The 14,561-nt window shown below is 49.6% G+C and carries 14 protein-coding genes; 9 read left to right on the top strand and 5 right to left on the bottom strand.

From position 1 onward, the window contains the following. Positions 1 to 2 precede the first annotated feature (2 nt). From REC12_RS12725 to hypD, 7 genes are all read left to right on the top strand, one after another. The gene (locus REC12_RS12725; RefSeq protein ID WP_308894977.1) at positions 3 to 959 is read left to right on the top strand and encodes a branched-chain amino acid ABC transporter permease; all 957 of its coding nucleotides are present in this window, start codon (positions 3 to 5) and stop codon (positions 957 to 959) included. Between the two features lie 130 nt (positions 960 to 1,089). Next, positions 1,090 to 1,860 (top strand): ABC transporter ATP-binding protein, encoded by a 771-nt coding sequence (locus REC12_RS12720; RefSeq protein ID WP_308894975.1) that lies wholly within the window; start codon positions 1,090 to 1,092, stop codon positions 1,858 to 1,860. Beyond that, positions 1,857 to 2,573 (top strand): ABC transporter ATP-binding protein, encoded by a 717-nt coding sequence (locus REC12_RS12715; RefSeq protein ID WP_308894974.1) that lies wholly within the window; start codon positions 1,857 to 1,859, stop codon positions 2,571 to 2,573. The genes REC12_RS12720 and REC12_RS12715 overlap by 4 nt, the downstream gene beginning before the upstream one ends. 37 nt (positions 2,574 to 2,610) lie before the next feature. After that, a complete protein-coding gene (locus REC12_RS12710) occupies positions 2,611 to 5,007 on the top strand; it encodes a glycyl radical protein (protein WP_308894971.1) in 2,397 nt (798 codons plus the stop codon). Between the two features lie 7 nt (positions 5,008 to 5,014). Further along, complete coding sequence (locus tag REC12_RS12705; RefSeq protein ID WP_308894969.1) at positions 5,015 to 6,031, top strand: glycyl-radical enzyme activating protein; 1,017 nt, start codon at positions 5,015 to 5,017, stop codon at positions 6,029 to 6,031. Positions 6,032 to 6,048: 17 nt separating this feature from the next. Further along, on the top strand, positions 6,049 to 6,954 hold the full coding sequence (locus REC12_RS12700; protein WP_308894967.1) for a glycyl-radical enzyme activating protein: 906 nt from the start codon (positions 6,049 to 6,051) through the stop codon (positions 6,952 to 6,954). Positions 6,955 to 6,992: 38 nt separating this feature from the next. After that, positions 6,993 to 9,350: a trans-4-hydroxy-L-proline dehydratase gene (gene hypD, locus REC12_RS12695; RefSeq protein WP_308894966.1), complete on the top strand. Its 2,358-nt coding sequence runs from the start codon at positions 6,993 to 6,995 to the stop codon at positions 9,348 to 9,350. Between the two features lie 172 nt (positions 9,351 to 9,522). Here hypD and mazF read toward each other — a convergent pair whose 3' ends face one another. The 3 genes from mazF to REC12_RS12680 all read right to left on the bottom strand — a co-directional run bounded on the left by mazF (position 9,523) and on the right by REC12_RS12680 (position 10,820). Continuing rightward, on the bottom strand, positions 9,523 to 9,861 hold the full coding sequence (gene mazF, locus REC12_RS12690; protein WP_308894964.1) for an endoribonuclease MazF: 339 nt from the start codon (positions 9,859 to 9,861) through the stop codon (positions 9,523 to 9,525). Then, the gene (locus REC12_RS12685; RefSeq protein ID WP_308894963.1) at positions 9,855 to 10,088 is read right to left on the bottom strand and encodes an AbrB/MazE/SpoVT family DNA-binding domain-containing protein; all 234 of its coding nucleotides are present in this window, start codon (positions 10,086 to 10,088) and stop codon (positions 9,855 to 9,857) included. Before REC12_RS12685 ends, mazF begins: the two co-directional genes overlap by 7 nt. Before the next feature lie 363 nt (positions 10,089 to 10,451). Beyond that, positions 10,452 to 10,820 (bottom strand): hypothetical protein, encoded by a 369-nt coding sequence (locus tag REC12_RS12680; RefSeq protein WP_308894961.1) that lies wholly within the window; start codon positions 10,818 to 10,820, stop codon positions 10,452 to 10,454. Between the two features lie 203 nt (positions 10,821 to 11,023). Here REC12_RS12680 and REC12_RS12675 point away from each other — a divergent pair, with 203 nt between their 5' ends. Next, positions 11,024 to 11,188 carry a GyrI-like domain-containing protein gene (locus REC12_RS12675; RefSeq protein WP_308894959.1) on the top strand — a complete coding sequence of 55 codons (165 nt, stop codon included), beginning with the start codon at positions 11,024 to 11,026 and terminating at the stop codon, positions 11,186 to 11,188. Positions 11,189 to 11,302: 114 nt separating this feature from the next. Beyond that, the gene (locus REC12_RS12670) at positions 11,303 to 12,022 is read left to right on the top strand and encodes a phosphoglycerate mutase family protein (RefSeq protein WP_308894957.1); all 720 of its coding nucleotides are present in this window, start codon (positions 11,303 to 11,305) and stop codon (positions 12,020 to 12,022) included. A 468-nt stretch (positions 12,023 to 12,490) separates the two neighbouring features. Here the strand turns inward: REC12_RS12670 and REC12_RS12665 are convergent, their stop codons facing one another. After that, positions 12,491 to 13,510 (bottom strand): proline racemase family protein, encoded by a 1,020-nt coding sequence (locus REC12_RS12665; RefSeq protein ID WP_308894955.1) that lies wholly within the window; start codon positions 13,508 to 13,510, stop codon positions 12,491 to 12,493. A 33-nt stretch (positions 13,511 to 13,543) separates the two neighbouring features. Further along, on the bottom strand, positions 13,544 to 14,536 hold the full coding sequence (locus tag REC12_RS12660) for an ornithine cyclodeaminase family protein (protein WP_308894954.1): 993 nt from the start codon (positions 14,534 to 14,536) through the stop codon (positions 13,544 to 13,546). Positions 14,537 to 14,561 lie beyond the last annotated feature (25 nt).

Genomic DNA, 14,561 nt, shown 5'->3' with positions numbered 1-14,561 from the left:
GGATGGGTAATTCTGTTGGCTCGAAAGAGGGTCTGAGAGAAAGACTGAATGGCAGCAAGACGCGCGGAATTTTCCTGACAATTCTGATTCTGGCCGTGGCTTTACTGCCTTTGGTAGCAAATAACTACGTTGAAGAAGTCATGACCAACACTTTTTTCTATGTCATTTTGGCTTTGGGTTTAAATATTGTGATCGGCTACGCCGGGTTGGTAGACCTGGGGTACGCTGCTTTTTTTGCGGTCGGGGCTTATACAACGGGAATTCTCATGCACTACGGTTTGAATTTTTGGCTGACCATTCCGATTGCGGTGATCTTCTGTGTTATTGCCGGCATTATCATTGGGGGGCCAACCTTAAGACTGCGCAGCGATTACTTAGCTATTGTTACTTTAGGATTTGGAGAGATTACCCGCATTACTGCCCGCAACTTAAAAATTACGGGCGGAGCCAGCGGCCTGGTAGGGATTCAGCGGCCGAGTATTTTTGGCTTTAAGCTTTATCAGATTACGCATTTTTACTACACATTTTTTATTTTAGTTATCATCGGAATTATCGTTGCCCTGCGCGTCCACAACTCCCGTTTGGGGCGGGCCTGGCAATATATCCGCGAAGATGAAGACGCTGCTGAAGCCATGGGGATTGATCCCGTCAAGACCAAGCTTTATGCTTACATGATCGGGGCGGCCTTTGGGGGAGTAGCCGGAGCTTTCTTTGCCGTTAAAATGACGGCCATCTCGCCGGAGACCTTTGCTTTTACGCAATCCGCCATGATTCTCCTGGCTGTAATCTTGGGTGGAATGGGTAAGATCCCCGGCGCTATTTTGGGGGCGGTTTTCTTAGTCTTTTTCCCGGAGATTTTCCGGGACATCGGGCAGATGCGGATGCTCCTTTTTGGCATTTTGCTGGTTATTGTTATGGTGTTCCGTCCACAAGGGCTTTGGCCAGAACGAAAAAGCTAGCAGGCCCTTTTCGTACTGTCAGAAAGTGGGACGGTGTTGCGCATTTATCCGGCAGGGAATTAGCGCCTCTCTGACTCCTTGCCCAAGGTGCCTGTAATTCCCGGAACTTAGATAAAGAAGGATGAGTAGAATGCCTATCTTAGAAGTAAAAAAGTTAACTCTGCGTTTTGGCGGGTTAACTGCCGTCAATAACCTCAGCTTTGATATAGAAGAGAATTCCATCATGAGCCTGATTGGTCCCAACGGGGCGGGCAAGACGTCGGCTTTTAATTGCCTGACCGGTTTCTATAAAGGCAGCGATGGCGACATTCTCTTTCAAGGGCAAAGTATTTTCCGCCAGAAACCGTATAAAATTACGAAGCTGGGGATGGCCAGAACCTTTCAGAATTTGCGTCTGTTTAAAGATATGACGGTTTTAGAAAATGTCATGTCCGGCATGCACAGCCGTACCTCTGCCGGAATTTTGGGAGCGATTTTCCGACTGCCCGGCCAGCTGCAGGAAGAGAAAAAAATCCGGCAGGTCAGTGAAGAATGTCTGGATTTCGTAGGTATTTTAGACAAAAAGGACCGTTTAGCCAAAAACCTGGCCTATGGCGACCAGCGACGGGTAGAGTGGGCCAGAGCTTTGGCGACACAACCCAAACTTCTTCTCCTCGATGAACCGGCCGCCGGGCTGAACCATGATGAGAAGGGACAACTCGTTGACTTAATTCGCCGTATTCAAAAGGAATTAGGGATTACGGTACTGTTGATTGAACATGACATGGGTTTGGTTATGAAAGTTTCGGAAAAAATCGTAGTCATTGATTATGGACAGAAGATTGCTGAAGGGACGGCGGAGGAAGTTAAAAACAATCCTAAAGTCATTGAAGCTTACCTGGGTAAGGAGGATGAGGAATGAGCGACTTGGCACTCGTCCTGAAAAATGTTGAGACGTATTATGGCAAAATTCATGCCTTGAAAGGGGTCAGCCTGGAAGTTCCCCAGGGGAAGATTGTGACTTTGCTCGGTTCCAATGGCGCCGGAAAGACCACCACCTTAAGGACGATTTCCGGTCTGATCCAGTCTTCCGCCGGCACGATGGAGTTTTATGGCCGGAATATTGCCAAAGAGAAAGCCCACAATATTGTCAGTATGGGATTAATCCAGGTACCGGAAGGACGGCGGGTTTTTAAGGATTTAACGGTCAAAGAAAATCTCGAATTGGGGGGATTCACCCTTAAAAACGAGACACTGCGCCGCAAGCGCATAGAACACGTTTATGAAATGTTTCCGCGCTTAAAAGACCGGCAGAAGCAAATCGGGGGGACGCTGTCCGGCGGAGAGCAGCAAATGCTGGCGATCGGGCGCGCCATGATGACTGATCCCAAACTGCTGCTGCTGGACGAACCGTCGATGGGTTTGGCTCCCTTGATCGTCCAGGATATTATGAGGATTATCAAGCAGTTGAATTCCGAAGGAACGACCATCCTGCTGGTTGAACAAAATGCCAAAATTGCCCTAAAGCTGGCGGATTACGGTTATGTTTTGGAAACAGGCCAGTTAGTGATGGAAGGGAACAGCTCTGAGCTAAAGGACAACGAGAGTATTACTAAGGCTTATCTAGGGGAGTAAGTGTTGCCTTTAAGGGATTTGCGAACGGGGGTGCGATATGTTTCAAGCAACTCAGATTCCGCACTACATGGAGCGGGTGAATCGTCTCAAGAGCCGGGTGCTGGGCACCAGGCCGGAGATGGACCTGGAGAACGCCGGGATTTTGACTGAGGGTTTTCGGGAGGCCGAAGGAGAGCCTCTTGTCCTGCGCAAAGCAAAAGCGTTTCGCAAACAGTGTCAGGAAAAGACCGTGCAGATCTGGGATGACGAGCTTATTGTGGGCAGTTCCGGCAGCAAGATGCGGGCAGGTATTTTGTGCGCGGATACTTGCTGGTCTGTGCTGGACGAGGAACTGGAAACGATTAATCAACGCCGCTATGACCCCTTTTATTTGAGCCCGGAGGACTGCAGAATTTTCGAGGAGAAAATCCGCCCTTATTGGCAGGGGAGATCCACCTATGAGGAGTGGCTGGCTCAGATTCCTGAGGACACGCGTCTGCTCCGGGATCACGGAGTCGTCTATATCGACCGCAAGGCAGTCCGTGGTTGGGGAGAGACGACGGCCGGTTATGAACTGCTGATCCGGGAAGGGGTCAGGGGCATCCTGAAACGGGTGCAGGAGAGAAAGGAAACCTTAGATATTGCGGTAGCGGGGGATTATGAAAAGGACTGCTACTTAAACGCTCTTCTGATCGTCGGCGAAGGGCTGATAAGCTTGGGAGAACGTCACGCTTCAGAGGCGGAACGTCTGGCGGCTCTGGAAAACGATCCTCAGCGGCGGCAGGAGCTTTTAGAAATCGCGGCCGTTTGTCACCAGGTCCCCGCCAACCCGGCACGGACCTTTCGCGAGGCCCTGCAGTCTTTCTATTTTTATCAGACGGCAATTTTCCTGGAGCAGAACGCCGCCAGTTATAACCCGGGACGTATGGACCAGTATCTCTGGCCCTATTATAAAGCGGATCTGGCAGCGGGACGCCTTACGGAGGAGGAAGCTCAGGAGCTCCTGGATTGTCTTTGGGTTAAGTTCAGCGAGCCTTGCCTCTTTCAGGATGCCCTTACCGCGGAGTTTGCCGCGGGATATCCGATGTTTCAAAATGTTTGCGTTGGTGGCGTAGATTCTACGGGCAGGGATGCCGTTAATGATCTTTCTTATTTAATTCTGCAAGCGACGATGGATGTGCAGCTCTATCAGCCGTCCCTGTCGGTGCGCTATAGCCTGGCCAAAAATCCCAACAAATTCCTGAGAAAAGTCGTTGAGCTTATTCGCCTGGGAACAGGATTTCCGGCCTTTCATAACGACGACATCGGGATCAGAATGCTTATGAATAAAGGAATTCCCCTCAAGGAAGCCTTTGACTGGAATCCCTGCGGCTGTGTGGAAACCAATCTTGAGGGCCGTTTGCGGCAGTACACGGCTCTGGCCGATATTAATCTGGGGAGTATCGTCGAGTTTGTGCTTCTGGACGGCAGAAACAGGAAGAGCGGCGACTATATATCCGTGCGAACCGGAAATCCCCTGAGCTTTAAAACCTATGCCGAGTTTCTGACGGCGGTCAAGAAACAGATTGAATATGTGACGCATGCCGTTGTGAAAGGGAGTCATGTCATTGACGAGATTGGCCTGCATCGTCCTGTCCCCGCCCTCTCTTTCACCTTTAAAGAATGTATCGAGCAGGCCAGGGATTATGCTTGGGGCGGCGCTAAATACAATGTCGGCAACGGAATCATCTTAATTGGGGTCGCCGATTTAATTAATAGTTTGGCCGCTGTCAGACATATCGTGTATGAAACGGGACAAGCGACTATGGAGCAGTTGCTTAAAGCCTTGGACTGTGATTTTGCCGGGTATGAGGAGATCAGGAAGCTCTGTCTGGCTTCACCGAAGTACGGCAACGATGAGCCCCTGGTCGATGATATTGCCGGGGATATCTTTACCTTTATTGCCGATGAGATTGAAAAATACAGCAGCAAGTTTGGACGCATGACCCCGGGGATTCTCCCTGTGTCCGGAAATACGCCCTTCGGGCTTGAGGTCGGGGCGCTTCCTTCCGGCCGCCGGGCCTGGAAACCCTTGGCGGACGGTGTCAGTCCGAGCGGGGGCACGGATTTCAACGGACCGGGAGCGGTCCTGAAATCCGTGGCCAATATCCCTCACGACCGCTTTGTTCAGGGAACGTTACTGAACATGAAAATCGAACCGGAACTGCTGTCGACGGAAAACGGCATCAGGCAAATGATGGCTCTGCTCAAGAGCATGTGCAGTCTGGGGGTCTTCCATGTGCAGTTTAATGTTATTGATCAGGAGAAACTGCTGCGGGCTCAAAAAAATCCTGAAGAGTACAGGGGCCTTTTAGTCCGGGTAGCCGGTTATACCGCCTATTTTGTGGAGCTGGGCAAGGACGTGCAGGATGAGATTATTGGGCGTACCGTGCAGCAGGGTATTTCTGTGGGGTGAGAGTGCGATGAGGGAACTGACTGACTGTCCGGCCAACGGGTTGACATCCATCAGGGGTACCGGGGATCAGCCGGGGAATAGTTCCGGCGAATTGACGGGGATGGTGCTCAGAATTGAACGGACCTCGATTCACGACGGGCAAGGGCTGCGCACCGTGATTTTCCTTAAAGGTTGTCCTTTGCGCTGCGCCTGGTGTTCGACTCCCGAATCTCAGAGGCCGGAACCCGAAAGAGGCTATGTTCCTGCCCGCTGTGAGGGCTGCGGGCTATGTGTCAGGGCATGTCCCGCAGGGGCCCTGGCGCTGTCCGCCCAGGATGGCAAGGTCAGCCTTGATCCGGCCAAATGCCGGCACTGTTTTACCTGTGCGGCCAAATGTCCGCACAATGCCGTTAAGCCCTACGGGCGCCTCCTGTCTGTGACAGAAACGGTTCGGGAAATCTCTAAGGACGAGATTTTCTTTTTTTACTCGGGCGGTGGTGTTACTATTAGTGGAGGGGAGCCTTTAAACCAAGCGGGGTTTGTGGCGGAGGTGCTCAGGCAATGCCGGGAACTGGGGATTCACACGGCACTGGAGACGAGTTTTTACGCCCCCTTTGAGAGTATCCAAAGTATCCTGCCTTGGCTTGATGTCCTCTATGTGGATATCAAACATATGACTGAGGAAGCTCACCGCCACTGGGTTGGTGTCAGCAACTCCCTGATTCTGGATAACCTCAGAAAGGCCGACAGCTCCGAGGATTCGCCGGATATCATCCTGCGCCTCCCGCTGATTCCGGGAGTCAATGATTCCGATGAGAATCTTGCCGCAGTTGCGGAATTTTGTCAATCTCTGAGGAGACTTCAAGAGATCGAGTTGTTGCCTTATCACCGGCTGGGTTTAGAAACCTATAAAAGTCTTCAGAAAGACTATCCCTTGCAGGATCTGGTGCCGCCGCAGCGGGAAAGGGTCCGGGAACGGGCTGTTTTTCTGGCCCGGCAGGTTCCCGCTGTACCGGTCAGAGCCGGCGGTGAGTTAGTAAAGTGACATACGGAGTGTGGAATGTGACAAAGGGTAACATTATCAATATCATGAAATATTCGATTCATGATGGACCGGGTATCCGCACGGCAGTTTTCTTTAAAGGCTGTCCTCTGAACTGTCAGTGGTGTCATAACCCGGAAAGTCAAAGGTATGACCAGGAGTTGTTCTATTGGCCGGACCGCTGTATCGGCTGCGGGCAGTGTTTGGCTAATTGTCCCAACGGAGCAATTAGAACGCTGTCGGGGAAACTGGAATTCCGGCGCGATCTCTGCAAGGTTTGCGGCGCCTGCTGCAAGGTCTGCCATGCCGGAGCCAGATCCCTTGTGGCCAAAAGGATGTCCGTCAGCGAGGTCATGGCTGAGGTCGAGAAGGATCTGATCTTCTATGACGAATCGGGGGGCGGGGTAACCTTTACCGGAGGAGAGGCTATGATGCAGCCCGCTTTTCTGGCAGAGCTGCTTAAAGCCTGCCGGAAAAAGGAAATTCACACGGCCGTTGAGACCTGCGGTTTCGTCAAGCCGGAAATCCTCCAAACCATCAGCGCCGAGGCGGATCTTTTTCTCTACGATCTGAAGCTCATGGATTCGCAGAAGCATCAGGCCTACACCGGGGCGGCGAATGACCTGGTCCTGGCTAATTTGCGCTGGCTGGCGGAGCGGCAGGCGGAGGTTCTTGTCCGTGTTCCCGTTATACCGGGGTGTAATGATGATCAGGAAAATCTTCACCAACTCGGGGAATTTTTAACCTCTTTGCCAAGGGTCAAGGAACTTCATTTGCTGCCCTATCACCGGGCGGGCGTGGATAAATATAAACGGCTGGGCCGGGAGTATTTGCTGCCAGAGGTTCAAGCCCCGGAGAATGAGCAGATGGAGCGGATTAAAGAGACTTTGGAGGAGTATGGTCTTAAGGTCAAAATCGGCGGTTAAAGTGATGCCGCAGTGTCTAAGGAAGGAGAGAGGTCTTAATGAATCAGCGGGTGGCTGCGCTCAGGCAGCAAAGTCTGGCAACCGAAGCCTATATTTCTGCCGAGAGAGCGGAACTGATGACGGAATTTTACCGCACGGCGGGCAATACGTCTGTCCCTGTGCGGAGAGCCCTGGCTTTTAAGTACATGTTGGAACACAAAGAGATTTGCATTAATCCGGGAGAATTAATTGTAGGGGAACGGGGGCCTGCTCCTAAAGCTACCTACACTTATCCCGAGCTTTGCTGTCATTCTCTGGCTGATTTGGATATCCTCGATTCGCGGCCCAAGATTTCCTTTAAAGTCAGCCCTCAGGTGCGCCAGGCTTATGAAGAGCGGATTATTCCTTACTGGGAAGGAAACTCCATGCGCGATCTTATTTTCCGGGAGATGTCCGGGGCCTGGAAAGCGGCCTATGACGCCGGTATTTTCACCGAATTTATGGAGCAGAGGGCCCCGGGGCATACGGTGCTTGACGATAAAATTTATCGCTTAGGTTTTGTGGATTTTATCCGGAAAATCGACGCCGGTTTGGCAGAGCTTGATTATTTGACGGATGCCGAGGCTTATCAGAAACAAGAAGAATTGAAAGCCATGCGGATCTGCGCCGAGGGAATTATCGCCTTTGCCGAACGCTACGCCCAAAAAGCTCGGGAAATGGCTCAAAGTGAGACGGATGCCCTGCGCAAGGCGGAGCTGGCGAAGATTGCCGAGGTTTGCGCTTACGTTCCCGCTCACGCCCCGAGAAATTTCTGGGAAGCTTTGCAAGCCTATTGGTTTGTCCATTTAGGGGTTATCCTGGAATTGAATACCTGGGATGCTTTTAACCCCGGAAGACTGGATCAGCATTTATATCCTTTTTATAAGAAGGGTTTAGCCGAGGGGGCGCTGACGGAAGAGGAAGCTAAAGAGCTTTTGCAGTGCTTCTGGGTGAAATTCAACAATCAGCCGGCGCCGCCTAAAGTAGGGGTTACTGCGGCGGAAAGCGGAACTTACACGGATTTTGCCAATATTAACAGCGGGGGGCTGAAAGCGGATGGCTCAGACGGCGTTAATGATGTCACTTACCTGGTTTTAGATGTGATTGATGAGATGCGCCTCTTGCAGCCCAGTTCCAATATTCAGTTGAGCAAGAAAAATCCCGACCGTTTCATCAGGAGAGCGGCCCGGATTATCCGCCAAGGCTGGGGCCAGCCTTCAGTTTTCAATGCTGATACTGTTGTCGAAGAACTGTTGCGCCAGGGCAAGTCCATCGAGGATGCCCGTCAGGGCGGAACCAGCGGTTGTGTTGAGACAGGGGCCTTTGGCAAGGAAAGTTACATCTTGACCGGGTATTTTAACCTGCCTAAGATTTTAGAACTGGTCTTGAATAACGGAATTGATCCCAAGACAGGGAAACAATTAGGCTTAGAGACGGGAGATCCCCGAAACTTCGGCTCCTACGAGGAACTTTTTGCGGCTTTTAAAAAGCAGCTGCATTATTTTATGGACATTAAAGTAAAAGGCAGCAATATTATCGAGCGCCTGTACGCTTTCTATATGCCCTCGCCCTTCCTGTCCATCCTGATCGACGATTGTATTCTTAGGGCCAAGGACTACAATGACGGCGGCGCCCGTTATAACACGAACTATGTCCAAGGAGTCGGTTTGGGAAGCCTCACGGATACGTTATCAGGCATTCGCTATCACGTTTTTGCCGAGAAGGACCTGACCATGGAACAGCTGCTCAAGGCTTTAGAGGAAAATTTCTCAGGGCAGGAAGGGGTGCGCCAGCTTCTTTTGAATAAGACTCCTCATTTTGGCAATGACGACGATTATGCCGATGAGATCATGACGGATATTTTTAATGCCTATTATCATGAAGTCAACGGCAGGCCGAACACGAAAGGCGGAGTTTACCGCATTAATATGCTGCCCACGACTTGCCATGTCTATTTCGGCTCGGTTATCGGGGCTACGGCTGATGGCCGCCGGGCCTGGGAACCTCTGTCCGAAGGGATTTCTCCGGTTCAGGGATCTGACCGTTTAGGCCCGACAGCAGTCATCAAATCTGCCGCCAAAATGGACCATGCCCGGACAGGAGGAACCCTGCTGAATCTTAAGTTTACGCCTCAAGTGCTGGAAGGGGACGAAGGGCTGGAGAAGTTAGTTCAGCTGGTCCGCTCTTATTTCAAATTGAGCGGTCATCATATTCAGTTCAATGTTGTGAGCGCCAAGACTCTGCGGGCGGCTCAAAAGGAACCCGAAAAATATCGCGATCTCATTGTCCGCGTCGCCGGGTACAGTGACTATTTCTGTGATCTCAGCGAGGCGCTGCAGGAGGAGATTATCGCCCGGACGGAGCATGCGGCATTTTAAGGCGAAGAGCCTGATTAAATTAAGGATTCTGTTGCAGCATCTGCTACAGCAAACGGTGATATCCGGCGTGATTTTGTCCTTAATTTTTGCTGGCAAGCCGCAAATAACGCTTAAAAATTCCAATAAGGCTGGGGGGTGGCTCAACGAACCAACTCCCAGCCTTATTTACAGCTCAGTTTATGATCGCTTCCAGTTTAAGAATAACCTCTTCCAGTGTTTCCTCCGGCACTTTGCCTATAAAACTCGCGTTTCTGGCTCTCCAGTCCAGGGATTTAATCTGATCGGCCAAAACGACGCCTCTGATTTCTAATTCCTCCGGAAGTTTAACTTCAAATGGGAATCCTTTTATCCGGCTTGTGATTGGACAAAAAATACCCATCCCGGTCTTGCTATTATATTCCTTTGCGGACAAAACCAAAGCCGGTCTGGTTCCCTGTTGCTCATGCCCGACCTGTGGATTTAACTGAATCCATACGATATCACCGCGTTCCGGTGTGTACTGGCTCACCATTTCTCTTCTCCCACTGGTTCTCCCCAATCAATTTCTTCCGGCTCGTAATCATCAGGAATCTGTGCGAGTAATTCCTTTAGGTTGTATTTTTTTCGGGTGACGATGATCTTTTCCCCATCAAGTTCGATATCAATTGGGGTTCCGTCATTGATTTTTATTGAATTAGCCATTGAAGCCGGAATTCTTATGCCGATGCTATTTCCCCATTTCCGGGCCATTGCTTGCATAGTGTCCCTTCTTTCCTTGAGCTTTGTTTATACAAAGTATAGACAATTTTATAAAATTTATCAAGTAAATTCTAATTTCAATCATTGATGTGGTATTTTGGCCGGGCTTGTACCAAGAATCTTACGCGCGTAAGATTCTTGGTACAAGCCAAGGAAAGGCTCTTATGCTTTTCATTCAGGATTGCTCAGATTCTGATTGGATATTGGGCGGTAATCTGATTGCAGGGAAGCCCTCATAGGCGAAATGGCAAAGAGAGCAAACAATACAGTTCACGCTTTACGCGCAGGAAGATAGGGTTGACTACTAGCGGAAACCTACGGTTCGGTTTGTGTTCCTGTAGATATAAGTTAAAAGAGTGTCGTTTAAAACAACACCCTTTTCAAATCTTTTATTTCCTTATCGTGGATAATGAATTTTATTTCTAAGGCTTCAACTTTAGTGCTTAATTCTTCAATCTTAGTCGTAACCTCAGCATTGAACTGTTTCTGTGTTTCGCGGAAGTCAAAGTACAAGGCATCAATTTTCCTAGTGAGATTTGTCTCTAATCGTGCTTGAGAATGTTCTACTGACGTGAGTCTGGATTTCACATCAGATAGTTCTGACTTTGCGCCGGATAATTCCGACCTCACATCGGAAAACTCCGATTTTACATCCTGTTTAAAGGTTTGGATTTCGCCAAATAATTTAGCAAATTGGTCGGCCATAAACTCTTGAAAATCATTGTTATCCAATGGCATCCCCCTTACCCTTTTTATCACGTTAAGTATAACATAGTTACCTGACAATATCTTGTCAGAATATGCAAGCCGCAGAAAAAGGGGATGTTGAAATGGAGCATCGTATTGGGAAAATTGATTCGTGGTGCGTTTTGTTGGAAAACGGCAAGGTATAAAAACTTCTCGTGCCTTCAAGGAGATTCTTGCTTTGTGGAGGTATGGAGGAACTTGATGCTTGGAAAAGGCTATATTCAGAATGGCTTCCTGCATCAGGCTATGAACTTGCAAATCAACCTTGTATAGAGCATTTTCTGGGACCAGGACATAAAACCAAACATGAGTTGTGGGTGCCGATCGTCGAAAAACAAGACTTATCTTGGTAAGTTGAGATAATGACAGCCAAGTGCAAAGCAGATTAGCAGGGGATTTGCTTCTTGTAGATATGGACTAAACTCACTTGCTGTCTGCAAAATAAGTGAAAGGAAGGTTATGTTATAATGAAAAAAATTTTAATTGGAATTTTAATAGTTATAGCTTTGGTATTTTGCGGATTGAAGTTTTTTCCTCCCAACAATCAGCTAGCGGCAACGGAATCATCAAAAAACTCCACATCCCAGAACAGTGAGACCAAAAGTTTAAAGCCAAAGCAAATTATCTTTATTCGTCATGGAGAAAAAGAAAATTCAGATGGCAGAATACAAAAGGCGGATCTTTCTTCTAACGGGTATAAAAGAGCAAATGAGCTTCCTGATTTCTTCAAAAATCATCTTCCTGCTAATATCAGTAAACCTGATGTTATCATAGCTATGAAGCAAAAGACAAGTAAAAATAGTAATAGACCCTTTGAAACAGTTGAACCATTGTCAAAAGCCCTTAATATACCAATAATCGCAAACTATAAAAAGACGGAAATCGGCCAAGCAGTTGAGGATATTAACAAATTTGGTGAAAATAAAGTAGTCCTTGTTTGTTGGGAGCATCAAAACATCGTTAAAATGGCGCAATTACTCGGAGCACCTGTGAATAGCTGGGGATATAATCCCCAAGCCCAAAAAGACAATAAAAATTATGATGCAATTTGGGTAATAACTAAAATCGATGATACAAAAGCTGAATTGGCAGTATACAAGGAGTTTTCAGTTCTTGATAATGGAGAAATATCTTACGGAGGAGTATCTAATTTACCATTGTATAAACAAGAATTTCAATATCAATAAATTTTTATAATTAGGGGTTTCACCATGCATCTTCATGGTATTCCGGATTTTACTTAGTGCTTGTGCAATTTATGCAGTCTGTTCATGCAGGCTTTATGCAGGGATATTGATAGAGTGGCATCATCGTATTTCAGACTGCTGCTTCGGAAGGGGTCAAAAACGTAGACAGCCGGTAAGTTATCAACAGGGCAGGCATACGCGTGTGACAATCTCATCTAAAATAAAGGTCCTGTCCTCAATACAAAGGCACCTTCGTATTGAGGACAGGACCTTTGATTCTTTGTCCATCCCAGTCTATTCACCTGCTTTAAAAAATTTTAGTGCCCGATTTCTTTTGCCTAATAAGCCTTTGCTTGTATTATTCCCCACAAAATAGCCTCAGGGTTCAGAATTACGTTGGGAAGTGAAGTGTTCAAGTTGTTCAAAGTGTTTAAACACTTTGAACAACTTGAACATATTAACGGCCTCTCAGCTGCCGATAATCCGAAATCCTTCGGGCAGCGGGTCCTTGGGATCAAGAACTAATTGATTAAAGCCCATAATCTGTGCCGTGCCGGCGACTTCAGTCACTACGGCAGGGTAATCTCCGACCATGGTTTCCTGGACCAGTCTGCCCGTAAAAGGGGTATTGATAATGCTGTAATTGACCAGGGTGTCTTCTTGGCGGAGCTCTCCTTTGTGGTAGTGCAGGGCAACTCTGCCGCCGGTTCCGGTTCCGGTAGGCGAGCGGTCGACCTGGCCCTCCGCGAAAATGCAAACGTTTTTGGTCAGGAGTTTGTCGCCTTCGCGCAGGGGTTTTTCATAAAATATCGTGCCGTAGAGCCAATTGACGCCTGAGGTCGGATGCTTGAACTCCAGCTCGGCCATGACCTTGTGTTTGATCTCCATACCCACCCGGACCAGTTCTGCGGTGTTCTCAGGGGAGACCGCCAGGTCAACCTGCTTGGAGTCCAGATAAACGTAGAAAGCGCCGCAATAGACGACGTCTGCCAGAATCTCCCCGATACCGGCGACGCTGACTGTGAGGTTTTCCCGGTAAACAAAGCAGGGGACATTCTGAAAGCGCACCTGTTCAACCTCCCCGTTTTTGACATCGGCAAAAGCAGTGATTCGTCCGGCCGGCGAGTCGATTTTGACGACGGTCACTCCCTCCTGAGCCGCAATCATCCCGGTTTCAATGGCAACCTTGGTCACACCGATGATGCCATGGCCGCACATGGAACTGAGCCCCTCGTTGTGCGTAAAGAGGACCCCAAGGTCCCCGTCCTCGCTGACCGCCGGGACGAGAATACAGCCGTACATGCCGCTGTGTCCGCGCGGCTCCAGCATGATCAGTTTGCGCAAATGGTCGTAGTTTTCCAGCATATAGCGCCTTTTTTCCAGCATCGTCTTGCCGGGAAGCGGCGGTAAGCCCGAGATGACAATTCTCAGAGGTTCACCTGCGGTATGGGCGTCAATACAGTGAATGTAATGTTTGAACTTCATCATGTTCGGAACTCCTTTCTTCACTACTTTTGTGGTTTATGAGAATGAAAACTCGCGGCCAATTCCCTGCTCCAGGGCTCTTTGGTAGATTTGCTGAGCCGTAACGATATCTAAAACGGCAATTCCCACAGTCTTAAAGATCGTAATTTCCTCGGGAGTTTCCCGCCCGGGGAGGTTTCGGGAGACAACCCTGCCGATTTCACCTGAAAAGTTATCCGCAGTGATGGTTCCCTTGGCCAAGGGGATGATCAGGTCGCCGGATTCCGACAATACCGCCTCTTGGGAGTCAAAGAAGATCTTATCCGCCCGCCGCAGGATAAACTCGTCCAATTCCTGCATCTCAGGCAAATAGGAACCGACGCCGTTGATATGTGCGCCGGCTTTGACAAGCCGGCCGTCGAATACCGGTTGGGCCGAGGTGGTGACGGCCGTGATAATATCGGCGTCCGTTACGGCTTCCTCAGAGGTCTCGACAGCGCGCAGCAGCGTCCCAAAGTTCGCAAGCTCCTCCTGGCTTTGCCGGACAAAAGAGCGGGTGTGGTCCGGATTGCGGCCCACGATACGCACCTCCCGGAGATTTCTGACGGTTAACATGGCTTCGAGCTGAGTCAGCGCCTGGCCTCCTGTGCCAATCAGAGCCCCTATGCGGGCATCCTGGCGTGCCAGCAGGTCGGCAGCCGCACCGGCGGCGGCTCCGGTGCGCAGCTGAGTCAGGTAGGTTCCGTCCAGCAGGCAGCAGACCTGACCGTTTGTGCCGTCGATCAAGACCATGGTTGCCGGAACCGAGGGCAGCCCTTGGGCACTGTTGCGGGGAAATACGGAAACAATCTTCACCCCCAGGCTGTCCAGCGCTGGGACATAACCGGGCATAAACAGAGTCTGCCCCTCATAGTGGGGCGCCCCGATATTTACCCTGAGAGGAACAACGCTTCCTCCCTCCGAGTAGATCCGCAATGCTTGTTTGGTTGCCGCGACAGCATCGTGCATGGTAAAGACCTTTTGCATGTCTTTTTTGCTAAGCAGTAGCATATTACCCCTCCGGTCCTTCGCTTTA

Source organism: Candidatus Desulfosporosinus nitrosoreducens, from assembly GCF_030954495.1.
GTDB classification, from domain to species: Bacteria; Bacillota; Desulfitobacteriia; order Desulfitobacteriales; family Desulfitobacteriaceae; genus Desulfosporosinus; species Desulfosporosinus nitrosoreducens.
The sequence above is the reverse complement of the archived record's forward strand: the minus strand, read 5'-3'. Positions and strand labels throughout refer to the sequence as shown.

Excerpts from the sequence above, each read along its gene's own strand:
- REC12_RS12725 (WP_308894977.1), top strand. The coding sequence starts at position 3 with ATGGGTAATTCTGTTGGCTCGAAAGAGGGTCTGAGAGAAAGACTGAAT.
- REC12_RS12720 (WP_308894975.1), top strand. The coding sequence starts at position 1,090 with ATGCCTATCTTAGAAGTAAAAAAGTTAACTCTGCGTTTTGGCGGGTTA.
- REC12_RS12715 (WP_308894974.1), top strand. The coding sequence starts at position 1,857 with ATGAGCGACTTGGCACTCGTCCTGAAAAATGTTGAGACGTATTATGGC.
- REC12_RS12710 (WP_308894971.1), top strand. The coding sequence starts at position 2,611 with ATGTTTCAAGCAACTCAGATTCCGCACTACATGGAGCGGGTGAATCGT.
- REC12_RS12705 (WP_308894969.1), top strand. The coding sequence starts at position 5,015 with ATGAGGGAACTGACTGACTGTCCGGCCAACGGGTTGACATCCATCAGG.
- hypD (WP_308894966.1), top strand. The coding sequence starts at position 6,993 with ATGAATCAGCGGGTGGCTGCGCTCAGGCAGCAAAGTCTGGCAACCGAA.
- mazF (WP_308894964.1), bottom strand. The coding sequence starts at position 9,861 with ATGGTGAGCCAGTACACACCGGAACGCGGTGATATCGTATGGATTCAG.
- REC12_RS12685 (WP_308894963.1), bottom strand. The coding sequence starts at position 10,088 with ATGCAAGCAATGGCCCGGAAATGGGGAAATAGCATCGGCATAAGAATT.
- REC12_RS12675 (WP_308894959.1), top strand. The coding sequence starts at position 11,024 with ATGGAGGAACTTGATGCTTGGAAAAGGCTATATTCAGAATGGCTTCCT.
- REC12_RS12670 (WP_308894957.1), top strand. The coding sequence starts at position 11,303 with ATGAAAAAAATTTTAATTGGAATTTTAATAGTTATAGCTTTGGTATTT.
- REC12_RS12665 (WP_308894955.1), bottom strand. The coding sequence starts at position 13,510 with ATGATGAAGTTCAAACATTACATTCACTGTATTGACGCCCATACCGCA.
- REC12_RS12660 (WP_308894954.1), bottom strand. The coding sequence starts at position 14,536 with ATGCTACTGCTTAGCAAAAAAGACATGCAAAAGGTCTTTACCATGCAC.